The 24,008-nt window shown below is 57.6% G+C and carries 13 protein-coding genes; 7 read left to right on the forward strand and 6 right to left on the reverse strand.

Going from position 1 to position 24,008, the window contains the following annotated elements; translation table 11 throughout:
- Positions 1–97: 97 nt before the first annotated feature.
- Positions 98–2,977 carry a GH25 family lysozyme gene (locus AC5RWO_RS11975; protein ID WP_498731579.1) on the forward strand — a complete coding sequence of 960 codons (2,880 nt, stop codon included), beginning with the start codon at positions 98–100 and terminating at the stop codon, positions 2,975–2,977.
- On the opposite strand, the gene AC5RWO_RS11980 is transcribed toward AC5RWO_RS11975, so the two are convergent.
- Genes AC5RWO_RS11980 through AC5RWO_RS11990 form a run of 3 tightly spaced genes read right to left on the reverse strand, consistent with a single transcriptional unit; the run spans position 2,974 to position 9,449 of the window.
- Entirely contained in the window at positions 2,974–4,428 is a 1,455-nt protein-coding gene (locus tag AC5RWO_RS11980; RefSeq protein ID WP_498731580.1) for a glycosyltransferase family 2 protein, read from the reverse strand. The genes AC5RWO_RS11975 and AC5RWO_RS11980 overlap by 4 nt on opposite strands.
- A gap of 42 nt (positions 4,429–4,470) precedes the next feature.
- A complete protein-coding gene (locus AC5RWO_RS11985) occupies positions 4,471–7,923 on the reverse strand; it encodes a CDP-glycerol glycerophosphotransferase family protein (protein ID WP_498731581.1) in 3,453 nt (1,150 codons plus the stop codon).
- Complete coding sequence (locus AC5RWO_RS11990; RefSeq protein WP_498731582.1) at positions 7,923–9,449, reverse strand: stealth family protein; 1,527 nt, start codon at positions 9,447–9,449, stop codon at positions 7,923–7,925. Before AC5RWO_RS11990 ends, AC5RWO_RS11985 begins: the two co-directional genes overlap by 1 nt.
- A 158-nt stretch (positions 9,450–9,607) precedes the next feature.
- On the opposite strand from AC5RWO_RS11990, the gene AC5RWO_RS11995 reads away from it, so the two are divergent.
- Together AC5RWO_RS11995 and AC5RWO_RS12000 are read left to right on the forward strand one after the other, a co-directional pair.
- A complete protein-coding gene (locus tag AC5RWO_RS11995; RefSeq protein ID WP_498731583.1) occupies positions 9,608–10,810 on the forward strand; it encodes a CDP-glycerol glycerophosphotransferase family protein in 1,203 nt (400 codons plus the stop codon).
- Positions 10,749–12,935 carry an acyltransferase family protein gene (locus tag AC5RWO_RS12000; RefSeq protein WP_498731584.1) on the forward strand — a complete coding sequence of 729 codons (2,187 nt, stop codon included), beginning with the start codon at positions 10,749–10,751 and terminating at the stop codon, positions 12,933–12,935. Before AC5RWO_RS11995 ends, AC5RWO_RS12000 begins: the two co-directional genes overlap by 62 nt.
- A 6-nt stretch (positions 12,936–12,941) precedes the next feature.
- On the opposite strand, the gene AC5RWO_RS12005 is transcribed toward AC5RWO_RS12000, so the two are convergent.
- Positions 12,942–14,390, reverse strand: a complete 1,449-nt coding sequence (locus AC5RWO_RS12005; protein ID WP_498731585.1) for a glycosyltransferase family 2 protein — start codon at positions 14,388–14,390, stop codon at positions 12,942–12,944.
- Positions 14,391–14,625: 235 nt separating this feature from the next.
- Between AC5RWO_RS12005 and AC5RWO_RS12010 the strand changes: the two genes are divergently transcribed.
- From AC5RWO_RS12010 to AC5RWO_RS12025, 4 genes are all read left to right on the forward strand, one after another.
- Positions 14,626–15,609 carry an acyltransferase family protein gene (locus AC5RWO_RS12010; RefSeq protein WP_498731586.1) on the forward strand — a complete coding sequence of 328 codons (984 nt, stop codon included), beginning with the start codon at positions 14,626–14,628 and terminating at the stop codon, positions 15,607–15,609.
- A gap of 56 nt (positions 15,610–15,665) precedes the next feature.
- Positions 15,666–17,807, forward strand: a complete 2,142-nt coding sequence (locus AC5RWO_RS12015; protein WP_498731587.1) for an acyltransferase family protein — start codon at positions 15,666–15,668, stop codon at positions 17,805–17,807.
- A gap of 571 nt (positions 17,808–18,378) precedes the next feature.
- A complete protein-coding gene (locus AC5RWO_RS12020; protein WP_498731588.1) occupies positions 18,379–18,708 on the forward strand; it encodes a hypothetical protein in 330 nt (109 codons plus the stop codon).
- A 5-nt stretch (positions 18,709–18,713) separates the two neighbouring features.
- Positions 18,714–19,142: a hypothetical protein gene (locus AC5RWO_RS12025; RefSeq protein ID WP_498731589.1), complete on the forward strand. Its 429-nt coding sequence runs from the start codon at positions 18,714–18,716 to the stop codon at positions 19,140–19,142.
- Positions 19,143–19,146: 4 nt separating this feature from the next.
- Here AC5RWO_RS12025 and AC5RWO_RS12030 read toward each other — a convergent pair whose 3' ends face one another.
- Both AC5RWO_RS12030 and AC5RWO_RS12035 read right to left on the reverse strand, forming a co-directional pair.
- Positions 19,147–20,382 carry an IS110 family RNA-guided transposase gene (locus tag AC5RWO_RS12030; RefSeq protein ID WP_498731590.1) on the reverse strand — a complete coding sequence of 412 codons (1,236 nt, stop codon included), beginning with the start codon at positions 20,380–20,382 and terminating at the stop codon, positions 19,147–19,149.
- 772 nt (positions 20,383–21,154) lie between these two features.
- Complete coding sequence (locus AC5RWO_RS12035) at positions 21,155–23,947, reverse strand: glycosyltransferase (RefSeq protein WP_498731591.1); 2,793 nt, start codon at positions 23,945–23,947, stop codon at positions 21,155–21,157.
- Positions 23,948–24,008: the final 61 nt, after the last annotated feature.

The raw sequence follows: 24,008 nt of genomic DNA on the forward strand, positions 1-24,008 counted from the left end.
TTTCACATTGGTGTTACCGTTTAACCGTCGACGACCATAACTGCCGCTCGCTTGGGCAGCCATACCCCGTCGCTTGGGGAAATACCGGAGTAAAGCTATGAGCGCTCGCCCACTGTTACAAGCCCCTTTGACCGCTGCGCGGATACGGGGAAACGGGATCGCCAGCCTGACCGTCCTGTCACTGGCCGTTTCCGGGTTTATCCTCCCTCCGGCCGCCAGCGCGGCCAACGCACCACCGCCGCCGGTGGTCACTAGCGAGCCCGCAGAGGCCATTCCGTCTGTTCCTCTCAGCACGGCCACCGCTGTACCCACAACTCCGGAACTCCCCCAGCCCTCACCGACGGCTGATACACCGGAAGAACCGAAAACGGCGGAAACGCTGGCCACCAACCAGCCCAAAGCCAGCGAAGAACCAGCTCCGTTACCGTCCATTGAAACCACCCAAGATCCCCGGCCTGCGCCCACTGCGACTGGCACTCCCGAAATTGACGCTGACATCGAAGTTCCGGTGGAGGAACTCTCTCAGAAACAGCTGAGGGAACTACTCGAAGTGCTCCAAGGCGACCACGGCGCCCAGATGGGCCACGGACTTGCACAACGGCAGCAACGAGAGGCCGAGCTCAAGCAGCCGGAGGAGCAGGAAGAGCTTCAGGAGCAGCTGGACGTCCTAGAGATTGACCGGACAAGCTCCGTGCAGGCCTTGTCCGTCCCCTTGGTCAACCGCAACAAGTGGAGCCCGGACGGGATCCAGGGCATTGACGTCAGCAGCCATCAGCCTGACGTTGATTGGACCACCGAGTGGAACTACGGATCCCGGTTCGCCTACGTCAAAACCACCGAGGCTCTTTCCTATCAGAATCCAGAGTGGACGGAACAATACACCGGATCCTACAACGTGGGCATGATCCGCGGTTCGTACCATTTCGCTATCCCGAACGTTTCCTCGGGCAAGGCCCAGGCCGACTACATGGTCAACAACGGCGGCGGCTGGTCCGCCGACGGCAAGACGCTCCCGCCCCTGCTGGACATCGAATACAACCCCTACCCGGAGCTTGGCAACACCTGCTACAACATGTCGCCGAGCCAGATGGTCGCTTGGATCAAGGATTTCTCCAATACGATCAAGGCCCGCACCGGACGGCTGCCCGCTATCTACACCACGGCAGACTGGTGGGACTACTGCACTGGCAGCAGCACAGCTTTTAGGGACCATCCGCTCCACGTGGCGCATTACCCCCTGGATGGATACACCCTTGCCGAACCTTCGCTGCCCGCCGGCTGGTCCGGCTTCGATATCTGGCAGTACAGTTCAAGCGGCCCGTTCGTCGGTGACTCAAATGTCTGGCACGGCACAATGACACAGCTGCGCGACTTTGCCAGGAATGCCAGTGACAGGGTTACTACTTCAGTCCTCAGCGCAGCCCCAGGAGACCTGAACGTCGACGGTCGAAGTGATCTGCTCTCACGGCGTACCGACGGCACCCTTTGGTACTACCCCGGTGACGGCTCGGGCGGCTATGGTTCCCCCACTCGCGTAGGCGGCGGCTGGCAAATCTACAACGCGCTGATCGGAGTGGGCAATTACGACGGCGACTCGCGCCCCGATCTTTTGGCCCGCCACAACGACGGCTCGCTGTGGTTCTACAAAGGCAAAGGCGGGGCGTCTTTCGAACCCCGCGTCCTTGTGGGCACCAGCGGCTGGAATCAGTTCAGCGATGTCATCGGTGTCGGCGATATCACCGGCGACGGCCGCAGGGACCTTCTTACCAAGCGACCCGACGGAATCGTTTATGCGTATCCGGGGCGGGGTACCGGCAGGACCGCTTCACGGGTCAGGATTGCCGATGACTGGCAGGGCTATACCAAGCTGATTGCGCCCCAGGACTTTAGCGGTGACGACAACGCCGATGTGGTTGCCACAAAACCGGACGGGTCGCTGTGGCTCCTCCGTGGTACTGGTAAGGCACCCGCGTTGGGCACGTCATTCTCCAGGGAGCAACGTATCGGGGCCAGTGGGTGGCAGGCCTTCACACAAATATTAGGCATCTGGGACAATAACGGGGATGACAAGGATGATCTGCTCGGGATTTATGCCGATGGAGGTCTCGGTTTTTACGAGGGCACAAAGTTCACGGAGCCCGAAGGGTACAAATCCCGTGTCCTGACCCGCAATTCCGGTTGGGAAGTCTACAACCAAATGATCACCCCGGGAGACTTCAACGGGGATGGCCAAGCGGACCTGATCGGCAGGATGGCCGATGGCACATTGTGGTTCATCCCCGGGGATGGGAACGGCAGCTACGGCAGCCGGATACGCATCGGCCACGGATGGCAGATTTACCACGACATCATCGGAGTCGGGGACTACGACAGTGACGGTCATGCGGACTTGGTTGCCCGGCAGAAGGATGGAACTTTGTGGTTCTACGCCGGCACGGGAGGAGTGAACACGTCGAACGAGGGCTACCAGCGTCGGGTAAAAATCGGCACCGGCGGCTGGAATCAGTTCTCTTCATTGCTCGGTCCAGGTGACATCAACCGCGACGGAAACAATGACCTTCTGGCGGTACGCCCCGACGGTAGTGTCTGGCTCTATGCCGGTCCAGGCAACGGCCAGCACGGCTCCAGGACGCAGATTGCTTCCGGGTGGGATGAGTACAGCTATCTGACGGCGACCGGTGACTACACCGGTGACGGGACGGGCGACCTCATTGCCAGGAAACCGGACGGTACCCTGTGGCTGCTCGCCGGCCGGAGCACGTACTCCTCCGGTTGGTTCACTGCAGAAAGGAAGATCGGCAACGGTGGTTGGAATATGTTCGACCGCGTTCTTGGTCCCGGTGACTTCAATGACGACCGCAAGGTCGATCTGCTCGGCATAGAACCGGACGGTTCCATGTGGTTCTATGCCGGCACACAGTTCGCGACCGGGGCGGCCGTGCTACCCCGCAGGATGGTCGGTACGATCGAACATTAGCGAAGGTCGAGGCTCAGGTTTCCGTGGACGGTGGCATAACCTCTGATACCGTCCCCCAGAATCGGCAAAGGCGTGTCGCCGCCGGCCATCACGCGTTGCGGCGGTCCTGTGAAACCGTACGCCTGAGCCTCCACGAAACAATCGACAATTGTCCCGCTGTAGTCCCCGAGTATGGTCTCCGGGACAACGCCGAGATAGCTCCCGGATGCCTGCGGATCCGGCTTCAGCAGCAGGCGATCCTCCTTGCCTTGCCCGCGGCCCCGGAGGACGAGGGATAATTGTTCAAAGCTGCCGGCAGGCTCCATCCTGAATGTCAGGACTGCGGAGCGGCGTCCTACGCTAATGGACACAGTATGCGGCACCGCCCGCAGGAGTTGCTCCGAGTCGGCCAAGCGCTCAAGGCCGGCAAGATCACGCGTGCGTACCAGTTGCGACCGCTGCCGGAAAATGGGAGACAGCTCGATTTCCACTCCCTTTGGAACGAACTGTTCGACGAAGTCGGCATGTGCCTGCACCCATCGGCCCCTGATGGACCGACCGAGTCTTCCAAACCGTTCGGGATCGTAGATCCGCAAACATTTGCGCCGGTAGAGGTCAAGGATCATGAGATCAGCGCGGTCTGGGTCGGGTTCATGGTCCTTGATGATCCGTGCTATTTCCCCTACCGACCAGGTGTAGCCCTCTGGCACCGTGCGTTCCGAGCTGATGTTCAGTCCATCGTCGCGTGTCCTGATGAAGTAATAGTCGTAGTCTGCCAAGACGGATACCCTGTTGGCGAGCAAATAGCAGCGCGCCATCACCATGCCATCTTCCAACCTGACCTTGTCCTCGTGGAATCTGATGTCGTGGCGTTCCAGCAATTCGCGGCGAATCATCTTTTGCGGTGAGAGGGTCCCAAGAATCTTGCGCCTGTCGACGTCCAGTTCCGTCACCTTGAACAGTGATGACTGGACTCGACGGCCGTTGACACCAACAAGCTTGGGCACCAGAACATCCACGTCATTGTCAAAGGCATAGTCCACCATGCGTCGCAGTGTCTCCGGCCCGAGCCTGTCATCGGCATCGCAAAAGAACACATAGGGCGCCTTGCTCGCGGCAATGCCAACATTCCGAGGCTTGCCGGGCCAACCACTGTTTGGCTGATGGATCACGCGAAAGTGCGGGTTTTTCCTGACATATTCGTCCAGCAGCTTCCCGCTGACGTCAGTCGATCCATCATCAACAGCAATGACCTCGAACAGTGTCGGATCGAGCTCTTGTGCCTGTAGGGAATCGAGCATTTCTGTCAGGTACGGCATGGCGTTGAAGACCGGTATAACCACGGAAACTCTGGCAGTTTCCGCGCTTGAGCTGGGTCCGCTGTCCCCCGGCAACACCTGCGGGGCCTTGCGCTTGGCAGTGAACCTTTTCAGGCGCCGCTGAAGGGCCGCAACCCGGTCCCGAACGATCATTCGTATCCCTTTGCTGGAAGGAGTTTTAGTAACTGTAATGGCTCAGAAAAGCTGATCGACGACGCGTTCTGCGGCATGGCCATCGTCCTTGGGCGCAAATTTAGCTACGAAGGATTCGTGCTTCGCCTCGCGTTCGGGATCCGGATATGACGTCGCGTCAATGGCTTCGTACAGAGACTCCTCGGATTCCACGACAGGCCCAGGGAGTTCGGTGCTGTAGTCGAGATAAAATCCTCGGAGTTTGTCCCGGTACAGCGCCAGGTCGTAGGCGTAAAAGATGATCGGACGGCGCAGTAGCGAAAAGTCGAAGAACACTGATGAGTAGTCAGTCACCAAGATGTCACTGGCCAGATACAGCTCCTGAATTTCAGGGTAGCCCGAGACATCCAGCACTGTATCCCGAACGCTTTCCGGGATTTGAATTCTATTACTGACCAGCACATGCATGCGGAGCAGCAGAACCGTAGCGGCTCCAAACCTCTTATGGAAGCGCTCCAGGTCAAACGGCAACTCAAAAGAGAATTTGCCTGCCCCACTGCTGTCTGAGTCGCGGAACGTAGGTGCATACAGCACTACCCGTTTATTCTCGGGGATACCTAGTTTTCGCCGCACCTGTTCACTCAGACCACTGTTCTGTCCGACGGCGGCTAGAACGTCGTTCCGCGGGTAGCCTTCCTCAAGTACTTTCCCATCGTATCTAAAGGCGCTGCGGAAGACTTCCGTCGCGTATGGACTTGGAGAAAGCAGCACACTCCACTGCCGTACCGCATTGCTGACTCTGCGAAGGTAATCCTCGTCGCGGCCGTGCACCTCGGCCAAGTCATGGAGCATCCGCTTCAGTGGGGTTCCGTGCCAGGTCTGGACCATGATGGCATCTTTTCGCCGTCGTATATAGTGCGGAAAGTTCTGGTTGTTGACCCAGTACTTGGCCCTGCCGAGATACCAGTAGTATTCCGGCGACAGCCGCTTCACCACCCGGGTGTTTGCGTCCTCATGCGGCAATTTACCCCCGTAGATCCAGATCTTGGTACGTGGATCATTTCGCTTCAAGAGCTCTTCATATATATATCGGGGACTATCGGCGTACTGTTTTCCCAGACCGCTTTCAAAAACGAGTAGATTCTCATCCATCGGCATGCGCAGCACGAATTTGTAGAACTGGCGCATGGCCGGGAAATAAAACCGGCTTCGTCGAAAGCGGCCAAACACCCTTTCCCCGAATTCCGGATCAATGAATTTTCGCAGCCGGGATTCGCTCGGCTGGGCTTCCCTGACTGCATCGAAGATTCGACTGCAATTGTTCTGATCGCGATACTTTAGGAAACGCTGGGCACGCCCCACGTACTCCTCCGGCATCCGGCATCCGGATGCGAAGGTTTCTACTAGCCCAGCCATCAGGGAGTCAAGATCAAATGATATGCGCCCGGGCAGCTCGGCATCGAGATCGAGGTGCGACCCTCTCGGGCCAAGGAAGCGCTCCCTATCGAATTGGTAGTAATGGACCGGTTTCTGCAGAAAACTGAAATCGAAGCCCACGCTGGAGTAGTCGGTGACCATTACTGCGCTTTGCTTAAGCAGGTGTTGGACATCCACTTCGCCTTGAGAAATGACTCGCGCCGGAACACCTTCGAAGTGGTGGCGGAACTGTTGCATGTTCGGATGCAAGCAGAAAATGATCTCGGCGCCGAATCGCTCCACTAGTTCCTGCAGTCGCAGATCATGCAGCAGTTCATTCCATGCCTGGAAGTACTCCGACTCTGTAAAAACTGATGGATCTTGCAGCCAGTCCCGCCAGGTCGGGATGACGAGGAGCTGTTTGGGTTTGACCTCAACATCTCCGGCGAACAGCGCGTCGAAGCGAGACAGGCCGGTGACGACCACGTCTTTGTCGGCGTATCCGAAGTCGCCGACGATGTATTCCTTCTCGCGTTCAGAACTGACGACGAATACATCAGTGTCGAATCCAGGGGCTTTCTTTCCATAATTGGGAACCATCCACTTGGTACCCATGACCCCGTGCTGCAGAAAGACTTTGACGCCGTTCACGGCCCTGCGGAACTGTGGAAGCCACGTCGGGTAGAGGAAGTCCGGATGATGCGAGCCGATGAACCGTTCCGCTTGCAGGGCGAGTTCAAAGTGGCGTTTGGACCGGTATGCAACGATATTGCCCAATCCGTCCAGGTTCCGAGCTTCGGGCGAGGCAGGATCGATCACATAGTATGCATCTATTTCTGGCTTATGCTCGCGCAGGTACCGAAAAAAGTGCAGGCCCGTGTCCTGCGCCTTATAGGGGCGCTCCCCCACCAACCACACAGGCTTGATTTGTGTCCTCTTGGATAGAGGCATCCGTGTCTTCTTCTGCAGGTATTCGAAGGCCTCAGTATCCAGCAGTTCTATATGGAAAGACGTCTTCTTGGCCTTGAATGTGTAGTACGGGGTAATGCACAAGGTCTTGTCGCCACGATATTGCCAGCCGGCCCGGGACATTTTCCGAACTATGTATTTAGTCCTGCCGACCCGCACGCGATGGGGATCCTGGGCACCGCCCTCGTGGACTTCCAACCATGCATCAAGCGTATTGTCTGCGGATAGTTGTTCGTTCGAAAAAGTTCGGAGGTCCAGTCGAGCCCGAAGCAAATATTCGCGCAAGCCAAAACGTTTGGCAGTACGCTTTTCGTCCAGCTTGATACTCGTGGCGGCAACGTAACGCAGACCGCTTTCCCGGCCGACGAGTACCAGTTCCGCTTTGGTCGGACTGCCATGTCGTGCCACAAGCCTGGCGGACAGACGGATGGTGCCTCCGGCAACGGACAAACGCTTTACGTAAACCGCGTTGTACGGTTTGAGCACCCGGTTCAGGGCAAGAGTGAAGAAGCCTTGGCGGTTGACGTAACCGACGATCGTGTTGTCTGCAGCAGAGACGGCTCGCAGGAAGCCGACATTGGTGTAGAGAAACCGTCCGAAGGCCAGTCTCGCGGTGCAAGCTGCATCAGGTTCTATGGCGCCTGCTTCTAATCCTTCGCGAAATTCCGCGAAGGACATCTCCGTATCGGCCCCGCCAGCAACAACAATGTGTCGGCTGTACCGCGGAATATCGACCGCAGTGCACGAAATCTCAAGGAACAAGGGGAACAAGGATTCGGAATCAACGTCTGAATCAGGATCGTAAACATTCCCTACCAGGTCAACCTGTCGAGCCAGGTCTGCCGCCAGCCGTTCAAGATCGACCGAAGCCACGAAGGACCGAGAATTCGGCCCTGCAGGCTTTCCGGCGTCTTCCGCACTAATCAACCTGATCCAGGACTCGCCCGAATGCAGTGCCCACAGGGCCACCGGGGTAAGCCCTCGGCCCAAAGTAAATTCTGAAGTGAGTATCGAGCCATCTTGCGAGATGGCTAATTCGCGCAGTTCTTGCCGCGCCGATCCGGAGCCAGGGTCCAGGAGTCGCTCCACCTTCGACCTAACTTTGGAGAACGGAGATTTCGGATCGGACATTACTCTCCTAGTTCGAAGGAACTGGGGACGGGAAAATAGGTGCTCAGAAACTGGTGCACGAGCTGTTCCTGTAAGGCGAGGTCAATGGAGGCACCGCCGATTTCATTGAGGCAGAAAACATCGGCATCACGGTCCCTCAAGAGCCGAAGCAGCTTCACTTGAGCAGATGCCTCCCCTATATCGCAATAGCGGTACTTCAGGTTCCCCGGTACTGCCGCACCAATCATGTACCCGTAATAGTGTGCCAGCGAGGACGGAATGGATATATCTGTTGGACTCCGAAACCGTGACCGGGACGTTTCCGCATGCTTCGCAGGGAAATCTTGCTCCAGTTCACGCAACGTGCTAACTCGTTCAGGATGAGCAGTGTGCTTGAATTTGAATCGAACTGTACGGCCAAAGCGTTGCTCAATCAACGCTCGGTTTTGTTTGGCAGCACTGTCAACCGGGAGATCGGTGGAATTGGGCGTCTCTGCGTCAATCTGTTGTTCGGAGAGGAAGAACCGGCTGAGCCCGCTGCCCTCAAAAAAAAGTTCCGGCTTCACCTGGCGGCCAAAGAACACGTCATCGTTCAGATAGACGAAATGTTCGTTGAGCCCCCGGATGTGATGCAGCCGGGCTTCGATTGCATGTGAGTTGAACGTGGGCAGCGCGGCCTCTGGGAAGATTTCCTGGTGATACACCACTGTTATGCGTGAATTCGATGTGTCGAGCCATTCCGGAACCTGTCCTGCGGTCACCAGATAGACGTGGTTGATCCATGGTGCGAAATAGTCCAGTGAACGCAGCGAATAGCGTAGTTCGTCGTGCGAACGGTAGCGCTCCTCATTGGCAGAATATTGATTCAGGCCGCCAGGGTGTATCCGAGACAGCGCCTCTCCCTTTTGCGCCTGCCACTCCGGATCCCCGCCGTCGACCCAAGTATAGACAACGTCGACTGGCTCCAGCAGTTCAGTTACAGATGCACAGGCAGTTCGTCCCGGCTTCTCTATGACCTCGCAACCAAGCTCATACCCTGCCAGCAGCCGACCGTCAGCTGACTGCGGCTCAAACACGGTTAGCTGGTCCACATCAACGTGGTCGAGCTCGCTGAGCAGCAGAGGCGCACAGTGACCCAGCTTGGCATACACCGGACGACCCGGGGTGGCGTCCTTAAGAGCCTGGAGCAGTTCCGTCAACTTACCCCTACCGATCACCAGGGATGCCGGCTTGTTTGGGTTCGGTTGTTCGACCCGATACTCAATGCTGGCCCCGTCAGCCGCGAGCTGGGCTAGTTCACGGTTTGTCCTGATAGTTTCAACGGCTGAAAACCGCTCCGCCGGCCGCGCCACGAGAACTGATCCACCGGATATCACGGTAGTCACGCGGCCCGTCATGCCAGCCAGCTCCGTACGAGCGAGGAAACGGGTAGTAGATGAGCGCAAGGAAGTCTGCAGCTGAGTCCTGCCGTGGAGCACGTCGAAAACAGTCTGGACGACGGGCTGTGGCAAGTTACGTGCAATGGCGCCACGCAGTCCCGCGATCATTGATTCCTTCCAAAGCACAATTGTCCCCAAGGCCGCCCAAGATTCCTTACAGTTTACCAACAGAACGCTGAACGGATTCTGGATTCTGGATTCTGGAGATGCTCCCCCAGGCGGCTTCGGTACGCTGGGTGCTTCCCGATCCTCTAACAGGAGACACTGTGTCACTCAAAGTGAAGGCCCGCAGGAGCTTGAATCTTATAGCCGATAACTTCGGCAACTTCTTTTTGGATAAGAGGGTTCGTCAACAGCTGAATGCGAGAAACCCCGCCACACCTGCATCTTATGAAGCCGTTCTGTACTTTGCAGACGATCCCTCGAGTGCCTATCAGGTCCGGCAGTGGTTCGGCCCGATGCTTAAGCTGTCCGAACGGCATCCGGTGGCCATCCTGGTACACAAGGCGACAACTGCCGCCGCCATCATGGAGGATTGTCCTCTTCCGGTTTACCTGACTAGCGGCATCGATGAAGTCGAAACGTTTGTTAGCACCCATGAAGTACGAGCCGTGTTTTACGTCAACAACAACCAGGCCAACTTCACGGTCCTGCGGCTGACGGGGCCTGTACATATTCACCTGAGCCACGGCGAGAGCGACAAGGTCTCGATGGCTTCCAACCAGCTTAAGGCTTACGACTTCGCGTTCATTGCCGGTGAGGCATCCAGGCAACGCATACTCGCCAACGTCCCCCGTGTGGATCCCGCCAAGCTGGTTGAAATTGGCCGTCCGCAACTCGACGACGCTGTAGACAATGCACCTAATAACGACCGCGGCCGGATCACTGTGTTGTACGCCCCTACATGGGAGGGCGACCGCCGTGCTATGGCCTACGGCTCCGCGGCGTCCCATGGCCCGGCTCTTGTTCGCGCTCTCCTTGCCGATTCCCGCTACCGCCTTATTTTCCGGCCTCATCCACGCACAGGCGTGCGCCTTCGGGCGCATGGCGACTCTGTAAAACTGATCGATTCGCTGATCGCTGCGGCGGTAAAGAGGTCCCCGGACGCCGGGCACTACCGTGACCGCGATCCGGATTTCAAGGACGCGATGGCGAAAGCTGACATCTGCATCTGCGACATTTCGGCAATAGCAATGGACTGGCTCCCGCGTGGCAAACCCTTGCTGATAACCAAACCCATCGAACCGGCGGCCGTGGTCGACCCCAGGGGGATCACCAGCGTTGTACCTCTGCTGGAAGCGGTTGATGCGGAACGGGCGCCCTCCGTGCTGGACGAACTACGGTCCCGTCCCATCAGTGCCGAGCAGCTCGACTTGATCAGGCATCACTTCGGAGAGACGGACCGCGGTGCAAGCACTCAGCGTTTCCTCCTGGCCGTTGATAGAGCAATGCAGGAGCCAAGCTTGTAAAATAGTTCACCATCTGCCGATCCTTCGCCGAGCTTGCGGCCTTCAAGGAGGAAGAACTATTAGGGAAAACGTACCTGCAGCAGCCAAGAACAGCGGATTTCGCCCGGATATTCAAGGGCTGAGAGCTCTCGCCGTCTCTCTGGTTGTCGTGTACCACCTGTGGCCCGAGCGGCTCACAGGAGGTTATGTAGGCGTGGATGTTTTCTTCGTCATTTCCGGCTTCCTCATTACTTCCCACCTGATTCGCCGGCCCCCGCGAAGTGGCAAGGAAATGGCTCAGTTCTATGGGCGCAGAATCAGAAGGCTACTGCCTGCTTCTTTTACAGTCCTCGCGGCAACCGCAGTTGCAACCCGGCTGGTAGCCGCCCCCACGCAATGGGAAAGCATCGCGAAGGAAATCATCGCCTCGGCACTGTACATCCAGAACTGGGTTCTCGCTGGCAGTTCAGTTGACTACTTGGCGGAAGGAAACGAGCCGACGCCGACCCAGCACTTCTGGTCACTGGCAGTAGAAGAGCAGTTCTATTTGGTCTGGCCGCTTATCATCATGGCCGTTTTCTGGATTGCAGCCAGAGGACGAATCAAGGCAGTTGTTTTGGCCCGATACGTTATTGCCGCCGTCGTTGTTGTTTCCCTCGTGACCTCAGTGCTGGCAACAACGGCGGAACCCGGCGCTGCCTACTTCATCACTCCAACAAGAATGTGGGAGCTAGCCATCGGTGGCCTGATCGGTACCGTCACCCCATTGGCGGCCACCCGTCTAATTCCGTCGGCCAACGCGGTACTGGCTTGGGTAGGGATACTCGCAATTGTGCTGGCCGGCGTAACCTACACCGACGCCACTCCCTTCCCCGGCTCTGCAGCGCTTGTTCCCGTCCTCGGTGCTGCTTTGGTCATCCTCGCAGGGACCAACAGTAGTTTCTCCCCCACGGGCATCTTCCGTTGGACACCGGTGCAATGGCTGGGCGGGATTTCGTACTCCGTCTACCTTTGGCATTGGCCCCTTATCGTTTTGTTACCCTACGTGAGCGGCGGCGAACTTGGGTGGCTGGATAAGTCCGTCATCCTCACGGGAACGTTGGTGCTGGCGGCGCTAAGCAAGACATTCGTCGAAGACAAATTCCGTTTCACTAAAGCGGCACAGGGCCTCATACCGACCTTCCGGTTCGCGGCGGCAGGAATGATCCTGATGACCGTGTTGGGCGCAGCGCAGCTCGCGGAGGTCAACTACCGCGCGCAACAGGCGGAGCAGCGCCTGTCGGCCATAGAGACAAGCGGTGATCCTTGTCTCGGCGCGGCCGCCATCGCCAATGGGTTCGACGTCTGTGAACCAGATCCTACTGCCGAGCTAGTTCCGGAGCCCGAGTTGGCAAAGGATGACAGATCGGATGCATATGCCGATGGGTGTTGGTCCAACGCACCATTCACCGAACGGCCCATCTGTAAGTACGGAGACGGCGACAAGAAGGTGGCTTTAGTGGGAAATTCCCATGCAGGCCACTGGCTCCCCTCCCTGCAAAAACTGGCAGACAGGAATGATTGGACGATTTCAACGTTCTTGGTCTCTCGTTGCAATGTCACCGACGCGCCTCTAGAGATGGATACTCAGGAAAAGACCGACAACTGTCTCGCGTACGGCGACTGGGTTATGGAACAGACCAAGGGCGATAAGTTCGATCTTGTTATTACATCGGAAAGACAATCCGTACCTGTCCAAGGTGAGTCATGGGCAACCACGGAAGCCCCCGCCGTGGCCGGTTACAAGTCCTACCTGTCCGAATGGGCAGAGACAGACACGAATGTGGTGGTCATAAAGGATCCATTGTTCCCGGGCGGGTCGATTCCCGATTGCCTAGCGGAAAATCCGGGCAATCCAACGGCTTGCGCCGGCACGCCTGAAGACTGGTACTGGATGGACCCGTTGGAGGATGCGGCGAAAGAACTTTCTTCGCCCAATGTCGAAACCATCAATATGGACAAGTATTTTTGCGAGGACGGTATTTGCCACGCCGCGATCGGTTCAGTCGTCACCTTTTTCGACGGCTCCCACATCACCGCAACGTATGCCAAAACGCTTGCACCGTACCTGGACCAATCCTTGCAAAAAGTGCTCCAAACCCCGTAGTACCCTCTAGCGGCGGAGGTCTAGGCTTAAGCTGCCATGAATCGTGGCGTAAGGACGTCGGTGGTCTCTCTGCACGGGCAAATCCAGTCGATCGTCCACAGTGACTCGCTGAAGTTTGCCCTTCATTCCCCGACTGCTCGCCTCCGTGAAAAAGTCGACAATCGCACTCGGGAAATCGTCAAGCTGCGAATAGGGCAACTCCGCATGGAACAGGGAACCGTTGTTGTCCGCGCGTAGCATCGTGAACGAACGCTCAGTCCCTCCGTCTCGGCTGCGTACCAAGAGGTCAACCCTGTCCACGTCGCCATGTTCGAGGGAAACATCCATTGCGAGACCAGAGGCGCGCAATTCCATTCCCGTTGCCCGAGCTGATGGCTGAAGCGAGCTCTCCAGCCTAAGGTATTCCAGCATTCCCGCCACGTCCCTGTTCCGGATGAACTGCGTCTTCTGCTTGAATGGCGTCACCAGTTCGGTCTCAAGGTCTTCAGGAATGTAGCGGTCAACAAAGTCCGCATGTGCCGCCATCCAGCGCTGCTGGATCTCCGATGTGAATTTCAGGAAACGTTGCGGTTCGTAAACTCGTAGGCACTTGCGCCGGAACAGATCGAGGACGAGAAGTTTTGCCCGGTCCTTATCTTGGTCACTTTCCGTGAGGATACGGGCGATTTCCCCGACCGACCATGTGTATCCCTCGGGAATGGTCGGCGTACTGCTGATATTGGCGCCGTCCTCACGTGTCCTGATGAAGTAGTATTCATAGTCCGCGAGAATGGACGTCCGCTGGGAGAGCAGATAGCACTGGGACATCACCATGCCGTCTTCAAGCCGGACTTTATCCTCGTGGAACGTGACCCCGTTCTTGACCAGCAGATCCCGCCGCACCATTTTCTGTGGGGAGAGGGAGCGCAGGATGTCCCGAAGGTCTGCGTCTTTGACTGTCCGTTCGAAGAGTGATGCCTGGACGCGGCGGCCGCCGATACCGACCATCTTGGGAACGAGGACATCCACATTGTTTTCAGATGCATAGTCGACCATCCGCCGCAGAGCTTGCGGTCCAAGGCGATCATCGGCATCACAAAAAAAGACGTACTCCGCCTGGCTGGCAGCCATCCCCACGTTGCGCGGTTTCCCCGGCCAACCACTGTTCTCCTGATGGATCACGCGGAAATTCTTATTGCGCGCAGCGTAGACATCGAGAATTTCGCCGCTGAAGTCGGTCGAACCATCATCGACTGCAATGAGTTCGAACAGCGAAGTATCCATGTCCTGGGCCTCAAGTGAGTTCAAGAGTTCTGTGAGATACGGCATCGCATTGTAGACGGGAACGATCACGCTGACCTTGGCGGTATCGGCACTGCGACTCGGGCCGCTGTCGGTCTTGGCACTGGTCACTGGCGCCTTCGCAGCCCCCTGGACGTCGCGCCTTAAAGCAGCCAACCGATCACGAATCGCCATGGATTTACCTCAGATTCTGAACTAGAAATTTCCAACCAACTTCAAGAATTCTTTCATGACTGGAATACAGCCTGAACCTCGAGTGGCGACAAGCCTAATGCTCACGGCAACGTTGCATATCCTATTTCGAACCGCTGGAGGACCGATACTTCTGAAGAGCCAAGACCTATCCGAAGGTCATGTCGCCAAGGCCACGCGCCAGACTTGGATCGATCAAGCACGCTAGGGAGCTATCGTGCTGGTGGTGATCGGACATGCCGTTGGTATCCACCGGGATTCCAGCGATCTGGCCGTCGTAGTTTCAAATTTCGTCTATATGTTTCATATTCCGGTTCTGGTGCTACTCGCGGATTGGGGTGCCCGGAGGGCTGAGCCGAACGGGAAGACGCTGTTCAAGGTATTTTGGCAGCTTCTCGTTCCCTACGTCGTCTTTCAGCTCATCGCGTTCTTGTTCAACTACCTTTTCGAAGGCAAGTCACCAAGTTGGTCACTTACATCCCAGACGTTCGGACTCTGGTTCCTCGTGGCGCTGGCTGGCTGGCGGCTTCTGGCGCCGTGGTTCCGCGGTTTGACTTATGGAGTTCCCTTAGCCGTTGGCATAGCACTGGTGGCCGGGCTAAGCCCCAACATCGGCGGTTTGCTCTCTCTGTCACGGATCCTCGTGTTTTTGCCGATGTTTCTTGCTGGGCCCTGGCTGGTCGATAAAATTTCGCACTGGCGCCACGACAGGCGTATCCGCATCCTCGGTCTGTGCGTTGTTGTTACCGGCGGACTGGTCGCCTTGGCCATGGGACGTGATTTCTGGCGGACTCCATTCCTCGGCGACTCCGGTTATGAAGCGCTCGATGTCGGAGTTGTCGAAGGCATGCTGTGGCGGCTGCTCGTCTTGGTTGTCGGCACAGCGATGGCTGCAGGATTCATGTTAATGCTGCCTGGTAATCCCGGGACGCCTTCAAAGACTGGCGCTTGGCTCGCCACGGCCGGGCAACACACGATGTACCCATACCTACTGCATTTACCAGTTCTGACGGTAGTAGGTGCTTCTGCGCTTCCGGCTATGGGGATACCGAGCGTTCAAACGTCCCTTTTTATTATGTCCTCAGTTATCTTTTGCATCTTGACCATACAACGACCGGTCTTGGTACTGACGCGCCCCCTAGTTGAGCCGCGAAGCATGCTTCAACGACCAGCAGCGGCCACAACTCGCCAAGACGGGTAGTTTATCTTTCGCTGGCTCTTCGGCTAGGTAGGTGAACCGCACCGGTAGACTGTTGGGTGCCAATCAACCGTTCGTCAATGCTTTCACTTGGAGGATCTGCCATCACTCTTCGTACTCTGGCTGACTCGTCTGCTGCTCACAAGAAGCGGGTCGAGGACACAGGATATCGCTTCGACATCCAAGGCCTGCGTGCCCTGGCCGTGACGCTTGTTGTGGCTTATCACCTCTGGCCTCAAACATTGACAGGCGGCTATGTCGGGGTAGACGTGTTTTTTGTCATTTCGGGATTCCTCATCACCACTCACCTTGTTCGCCGTCCGCCAGGCGGAGTCAAGGATCTATGTGAATTTTGGGGCCGAAGAATCAGGCGCTTGCTTCCCGCCGCATTTCTGGTGTTGATCGCTACGGTGATTGCGTCCCGCATCCTAGCGCCGTCGACGCAATGGGCACAGATCGCAAAAGAAGTTATCGCCTCAGCAGCATATGTCCAAAATTGGGTTCTGGCTGGCAGTTCGGTGGACTATTTGGCTGCAGACAACGCCACAACACCCGTCCAACACTTTTGGTCCCTATCTGTCGAGGAGCAGTTTTACTTTCTCTGGCCAATCCTGATTCTGGCGGCCGTCTGGGTTTCTGGGCGGACAAAGATTAGCCCCCGAAATAGCATCACCGGACTCGTTCTCGCCGTTTTAGGTGGCTCCCTGATCATCTCGATCGTGGCCACTGCCACCGAACCGGGCAGTGCATACTTCATCACCCCGACCCGTATGTGGGAACTAGCTTGTGGTGCAGCAGTAGCTCTAATGGCACAGAACATGAAACGAGCAGCCCCCGGCACCGCAACGGCTATGGCATGGGCCGGGATCGTCGGCATCGTAATTGCCGGTTCCACTTATACGGCGGCCACCCTATTTCCTGGTTACACCGCGCTCCTGCCGGTTCTCGCAACGGCACTCGTCATCTATGCCAATGCAGACGGAAGCTTATCCCCTACACGAGTATTGAAGGCAAGGCCCATTCAATGGCTGGGCGGAGTTTCGTACTCTGTCTACCTCTGGCACTGGCCGCTTTTAGTCCTTCTCCCCTACGCCAGCGGAGGAAGCTTGGGATGGCTCGATAAGCTTGTCGTGGTGCTGTCCAGCCTAGTGTTGGCTGCGCTAACGAAGGTATACGTGGAGGACAAAGCCCGTGAGGCAGCACCTTCCTTACGACTAACCTCAACCTTCAAATTCGCAGCGGTCGGAATGAGTGTCATTGCGTTGCTGGGATCTCTGCAACTGGCGGAAGTCAGCTACCGGGCAGATCAAGCAAACAGGCAAATGGCGCAGCTTAGCACTGAAAACCGGCAGTGCCTAGGTGCATCCGCGTTGGCCGATCCAGACTGCTCGGTCAACGGCGAATTACGTATGGATCCTGCCTTGGCGAAGCAGGATAAACCCGCCGCCTACTCCGATGGCTGTTGGAACCACCCCCCGTTTGACACTAGAACGACCTGTAAGTATGGGGATGGCCCCACAAAAGTAGCGCTGGTAGGCAACTCTCATGCCGGACAGTGGTTGCCGGCTCTTCAGCAACTTGCCGATAAACACGACTGGACGATCACGACATTTCTCGCTAGTGCCTGCAACTTCACGGATGCAGAAGTCATCTTCGATACGCAAGCGAAGACTGATGGATGCCGTGAATTAGGTCAATGGGCGCAGAAATCTACAGGCGGGGATGAGTTCGATCTTGTTGTGACGTCTCAGCTCTCAATCCCCGTCGAAAAATCCGATCCATCAAAGAAACCGGACGAAACTGCCACTATTGGATACAGCACCTATCTGCAACGGTGGGCTGACAAGGGAACTAAAATTCTTGTCATCCGCGACACTCCATATCCAAAGGGCGCCAGCGTTGCTTCCGTCCCGGACTGCATCGCTGAAAACGAGGATCAGCCGGATACATGCTCGGGCGCCCGGGACTCATGGCTGAACGCCGATCCTCTGGCTAACGCCGCCACCCAACTAGGACAAGACGATGTCAAGATCGCAGACTTTTCCGACCTGTTGTGTCGTCAAGACCGTTGCTACGGCATTAATGGCGGCCTGGTTACCTACTTCGACGGATCACATCTCACGACGACTTACGCACGCACTCTCTCGCCCTTCATCGAAGACGAGATCACTGCGCTGGTCGGCGCCGGAGCAATGAAGTAGATATGACGCCACATAGGCTCACCACAGCTCAGAGACCGCCCTGCCGGGATACGAGCACCGGGAGCTACTGTTTCCCGCAGCCTGCAGGTGCTCCGATGCGTACCGAAGCCTGCCGGTCATCCGGGAAAACCGTGGGACCTCGGGCATGAACTCGTAGCAGGACAGCTGCCCGCACAGAGACTCATCGCAGAACCAGCGCGACTTGGACCAAAATACATCTACCGGGTTCGCGACCGGAATGTCGTGCAGCGAGGCAGGCGCCGTTCCTTACGCTGGGTCGCCACCACGCAACAGGACGGGCAATCTGGCGGCAGATCAGTGGTCACTACCGTGCGGCGCTGGCCAAAGGTGTTCGCAGAGTTCGGCGGCGGCAACTGTGGTGCGGCGGGTGGGCAGCGGGTCCAGGCGGATGGCCAGCTGGCCTGGCACGGTGGGATCATTGTCACCGGTGTGCCTGAGGAGCTGGCGGATCAGGACATGTGCTTCGTCGTTCGCGCGGGCGTAGGTCGTGTTGATCCGGAGGTCTCTGGCCAGGGCGCGGTGACGGTGTTGAATGCCGCGATCCGGATGCGTGGGTCAGCTGTTTGGTTTCGGTGTCCAGGGCCAGTTGGCCCGGGGCGATGTCGCCGAGCCGGATCCGGGGCGGGAGCGCCCGGTGCGCCGCTTTCGCGTCTTCGTGGTCCTGTTCGGCCACGCGCAGCGCGGTGACCGCGTTATGGGTTTCGTTGCTGACGCTGACGCTGCTCTGTCCCGGCTGTGGGGTGCGGGCGGCGAGCAGGCCGGCGTCGGCGGCCGCAATGGCGTGGTCGTAGCGGGCGCGGGCCGCGAGCACTTTCTGGTGCGCGGTCTTTTCGCCGGATTCGGCACCATCCGTTCGGGATCATCATCGCCGACGGTGTAGGAATCGTGGGCGTCGAGGACGAAGTGCATGCGGGCGTAGCGGAAGTGGTTTTCCTGCCGCCAGCGCGAGCCCATCCGATACAACAGCTCACCGGGCGCCAGGTCGGCCCGGGTGGTGAGCAGATGGATCTGCCGTACGCCACCTTTGCCGTTATCGATCAGCCGGCTGATCTGGCGCATCGCGAAGACTTCGCCGTCCTTTTTCACGCCGACGAGCACCTCGACCATGCTGTCGGCCGCTTCCCACCGGTGTGTGCGCCCGGCCTCGTCCGTGTAATCAACGCTCGCGAGCAGTTCGGCGGGGATCTCGGGTGGGGTGCCTTTGCGGGCTCTTCGCGTTTAGGGAATGACACGGAAATCGGGCAAATTGAACAATACGGTGGCAGCGGCAACTGCCACCCGGGTAGTCTCTATCAAGACATCCCACGGGTCTAAGGTGTCAAGCTGCGGTGGCGATGACTTCGTCGTGGGCTGCGGGCCAGGCGGTGTGTTCGTCGTAGAGCGTGTGGTGGCGTAGGCAGCCGTGCAGGATGCCTACCAACCTGTTTCCGAGGGCACGCAGGGCTTGATGGTGGGTGGCCCCGCGGGATCTGCGGGCGTCGTAGTAGGCGCGCGCGCCCGGCGAAGCGTTCAGCGCTGTGAAAGCCTGCCCGTAAAGTGCGTCACCGAGGCGTCTGTTGCGGGCGTAGCGGGCCAGTACGACACTTTTCTTGCCGGAGGCACGGGTAATCGGGCTCATCCCGGAGTAGTTCTTCCGTGCCCGTGCGTCGGTGTAGCGATGCGGGTCGTCGCCGAACTCGGCTAGCACCCGGGCGCCGAGCACAGCGCCGAGACCCGGCTGGCTCAAGTAGATCTCAGCGTCCGGGTGCCGGCCAAAAGACTCCTTCACCTGCTCTTCCAGCGCCTGAATCTGAGTATTCAGCTCAGCGATGACCGCCACCAAGGCCTTTGTAGTGGCTGTGTAAGCGGCTTCAATCCCTGGCCGGGCACCCAATTGCTCGCTCCGCAAGGCAGTGATGATCTCCTCGGCCCGGGACTGCAGGTAGCGGCGGCGACCGGCCTTCCGCAACAATGTCTGGACCTTGGACGAGGACAGTCTCCGAGCCGGCTCCGGGCCAGGGGCGGCGGCCAAAACTGCTACGGCGTCTCGTTCCGCAAGGCCGGTACCGAATGCGGCCAAGGCGGCCGGATAGTATTCGCGCAGGTTTGAGCGCAGCACATTGATCTGCCGCTGCCGGGCCCAGATCAAGGACTGATGAGAGCGGGCCAGGACTTTGACCTGTTCGGCGTCATCGCTGTCCCCGGTGATGGGGTGGTGATGGGCCCGGTCGGTGCGTACCAGCTCGGCCAGCACCAGCGCATCGCCCTTATCGCTCTTCGCCCCGGAGGTCCCATGCCGATCGCGGTAGCGGGCCGCCTGCAGTGGATTGACCGCGTACACCGTGTAGCCGGCGGCCAGCAATGCAGCAACCCACGGGCCACGGTCTGTCTCGATGCCCACCATGACCTGCTCCGGCCCGTCCTGCTCGTCCAGGTGATCGGCGACCAGTGCGTGCAAGCCTTCGATGCCTTGCACACCTTCCGGTAAGCGGCGTTGGGCCAGCAGCCGGCCCTCTTCATCGATCAGAGCAACATCGTGGTGGTCTTCGGCCCAGTCATCGCCAATGAACAGCATCTGAACCCTTCCTTTCCAACGGCATCCTTTCGTCCCGAGCCGCTTGGAGGAAGGTACCTGCTGCAACCTAATGGATCAGTGCTCAACCGGCACGTCATCCCACCAGCGCTATCGGCCCTCCTCGCTCACCGGTAGGGGCACGATCTTGACATAGGACTAAGGTAACGTCCTGGCTCGTATAGTGCTCACCCACCAGCGGCTCGGATACCAGTCTGCCCCCGAAAGGACCAACCGGTACACTCCCATTAGGCTCATGGTTCCTGTTCCAGGATGAATGTTTAGACACACTCATCCCAGCAGGGCCACAGGCCCTTTTGCTAACTACGTCAGCAGATTATTTCCCCACGAACCTCGAAGAGCCCGCAAGACGGGCACCCGGCCTCCAGCACGGCGTCGATCGGATCCGCCGCTGTCCGAAAGTCTGGATGCTGGCTCCAAGGACCCGGAAATCTCGCAGGTTGAAGATGACGCTGGCTGCGTCCGGGCATGGAACGGTAAGGTCCAATCAAGGTCGGTGGTTTCTGTCCGGGTGAATGCTTGAAGAACATCCATCCCGCAGGGCCACGGCCCTTTTCATTATCAACCCGATAGACGATTCATCACGAAGCGTGAAGAGCACGAAATGGTTGCTTAGACGCTTCCATCCCAGCAGGACTGCGGGGCGTTCTGCTATTACGGGACCAGATCAAATTCTCACGAACCTTTGAAGAGCCCAAGGCCCGCAGCATGGACCGGCCTTCCTGATTACTGGCTTGACGTCCCACAATCACCTTTACCAAGTCTCGGGGAATGCTTCGAGCAAATCGTCAAAATTAGTTAGGCTCCTTGGCAGTGAAGCTTCGCGTGCAACAGCTTCCCAATCCAGCGTTCGCACCTCGTCCGCACGAACCGATACGCGAGCAACCGCCGAACTATCAATAACAGAGAAAAAGTCCTCAAACTTAAACTCATCGCCCATAAGCGGTTTATCGATGATATGCAGCCATACCCACGGCACCCCGTACGCTTGAGCGATGATCACGCCGTGAAGTGAAGTCGAAATACATACAGATGCGGACGCAATATCGTCGATAACGGCCGACGGTGCCGAAGCTACGTCTATAAACTTAACGGCACTGGGGCTGGCAGTGTGGAAGTGTCCTTTATGCGCATAATGAGGACAGACGGCGATGTGACCAGTTTCCCCTGTTTCTGACGGCGTATAGAACCGCGGTAGGAGCAGGGCGGGGTCACCAAATACTTTAGGTACGTCCCAGCCGAGTTTTTGGGTCAGCTCATCATAGGTTTTCTGCCCGCGGACAGCGTGGATGCGCCGTGGCTTCCGCTCAGCCAGCCGACGTACGGTCTCCTCCCCCATGGGAGCTATCAGACCGGTCCCCCAAACGTCTAACCCACCGCGATCCAGATAGTTCAGCAGCGAACCAACCGTCACCAGCGTGTTTCCTATATGACGCTTTCCTTTGGTGTTCACAACGGGTTTGCCCGTTATTAGCTCCACCAACCAAGGACCGATGGTGTCACCAAAATTCGGCTTGCCGTCCCACCAATAGACGTTCAATGCGTGATCCAACTTCTGGGGTGCTGAGGCAGAATCACGGTTACTCGGGTGCTGCATAACACGCATGACCATACGTCCTTCAGCATCCGACGAAATCACGAGGTCGTCGTCATCAATCCAAGTTGGCGTGGGCAATTCGAGCGCATGGTCGACGATCCCGTCGTTCATATGCAGCTCAACGACTGAGGTTCCTTCTCCCAATGGATAAGTCACTTCAAAAATATCCGGCGAAAACCGCTGGCTGGCCAACGTGGATCCGTTGAGGGTGCTAAATGTGGGAGGAGTACTGGGGGCAGGTGAAATGCGGGCCAGGATCGATAACCAACTCGCTTCGCCGTTCCCGTCGTGCCTCATACCAATGACATCAACTGCTACTGCTCCCTTGTGGACAGTCCCATCAACATCGAAAGTGAGATTCCTATATCCAGCATTAAAGTAGGCAATTACTGAGCGCTTTATGTTCGTCGGAGACGCGGCTGTGATTCCAACTTTGCTATCCGGAACTGCATTGTTATGTTTACCGAAGCGAGTCCGTCGAGTGACGCCCTGATGCTCGACGTCGAGGAAGAGCCCCCACGCACCGCTAGCCGCTCCTATAGATGAAAGGGCAGTCAGAACGTTGGTCTCGACGGAAAATTCCCGGACCGCCGTATTTCCAACTATGTGCCAGCCCAGAAGGCTCGTCATCAATGTGACTTCCTCGGCGGTATCGCGATTGACCAGAATCGCTCGTACCGAATCCGGTGCCGTCTCGATACCAGAGAAGCCAGCGTAACCAGCAACCAGAAAGCTGGAATCTACCGCGTACAGGTCCGTCAGCTTGTGAGTGATTAGGGGAACCTCTACATCGGCGCGCAGGCGCTCGGGTACAAGCTCTTTGACGGTCGCGGGCAGGTCAACATTTACGCGCCCTTGACTAATAGAACAGGTAACGCGTCGACCGGCAGCCTCATGCTCTGCTAACGCAACAAGTGCGTCAGCTTCTCCCCTCATTAGAAGGTCGTTCTTGATCCTTCCGACTATCGTGCAGTATTTCTCAACACCCTCTGTATAGTAAGGCGCCAGTCCTTCTTGGGCTGCGGCTATGAATTGACGTCGCTCATCTTTTGACGCCTCAAGCCACAGTTTTGCCAGGGCCGCTGGCAGTGTAGACGTAAAGACGCGCCGTATCAGACGATCGCGTTTAGGTCCCAGAGTGGTGTACTGCGCCACGACTGCAGCCAACCGTGTTGTCGTTTTGGCTTTATCCGACAACGTCTGCTGACGAGACGTTATATTCTGCCCGTCGTCCCGCTTACGGATATAGCAGTACACCCTGTCAGCGAGGATAGTCACCTTGGCAGCGTTCAGATACATGGCTGCGGTGAACGGTTGATCCTCACCTATCCATTGGTCTTCCGAGAAACGCAGCGACAGCGACTCGATAAGAGACCTTCTAAAGAGTTTGATCGGGCCCAAGCTATCCCAAGCATTGGTCTCGATTACATCGGCATCCATCACAGTACGACGAAACATTTGCTCGGGTATGTGTCTCCCATTGAGACTGCCGAAACGGCCCAACACCACATCAGATGCTTCCCTGTCAGCAATCTCGACCATACGGGCTAAAGCATCGGGAGCGAGAACGTCATCCGAATCAAGGAAGAACACGTATCGTCCTGCGGCTCTTTCCAAAGCTGCATTCCGAGGCGCGCTCGGGCCGCCGGAATTCTCTTGATGGATCACGACAACGCGTCGGTCTTCCGCGGCGAGCCTATCCAAAACTGATGCGCTCGAATCGGTCGAGCCGTCATTCACCGCTACGACCTCCAGTTGGTCTCCGGGAAGTGCCTGCTTGAGCGCAGACCGGACGGTCTCTTCGATGTATCGTTCTGCGTTGTACACAGGAATCACAACCGAGACGGCAAGTCCGACACCAGACGCATCAGGAGACGCTTGCCGTCGAGGGTCACTTCGACCAGCGCCGCTCCTAACACGGTCCAAAAACTTGCCCGCATACTGTGGCATGGAGAATCCGTTCACTCTGTCTACTCATTTCCAATCAAAGGCATGGCGATACAAATGTCCT

The sequence above is a fragment of the Arthrobacter sp. B055-34 genome (assembly GCF_059090425.1).

Bases quoted from the DNA above. Each gene is read 5' to 3' on its own strand.
- AC5RWO_RS11975 (WP_498731579.1), top strand. From the start codon at position 98: ATGAGCGCTCGCCCACTGTTACAAGCCCCTTTGACCGCTGCGCGGATA.
- AC5RWO_RS11980 (WP_498731580.1), bottom strand. From the start codon at position 4,428: ATGATCGTTCGGGACCGGGTTGCGGCCCTTCAGCGGCGCCTGAAAAGG.
- AC5RWO_RS11985 (WP_498731581.1), bottom strand. From the start codon at position 7,923: ATGTCCGATCCGAAATCTCCGTTCTCCAAAGTTAGGTCGAAGGTGGAG.
- AC5RWO_RS11990 (WP_498731582.1), bottom strand. From the start codon at position 9,449: ATGATCGCGGGACTGCGTGGCGCCATTGCACGTAACTTGCCACAGCCC.
- AC5RWO_RS12005 (WP_498731585.1), bottom strand. From the start codon at position 14,390: ATGGCGATTCGTGATCGGTTGGCTGCTTTAAGGCGCGACGTCCAGGGG.
- AC5RWO_RS12030 (WP_498731590.1), bottom strand. From the start codon at position 20,382: ATGCTGTTCATTGGCGATGACTGGGCCGAAGACCACCACGATGTTGCT.
- AC5RWO_RS12035 (WP_498731591.1), bottom strand. From the start codon at position 23,947: ATGCCACAGTATGCGGGCAAGTTTTTGGACCGTGTTAGGAGCGGCGCT.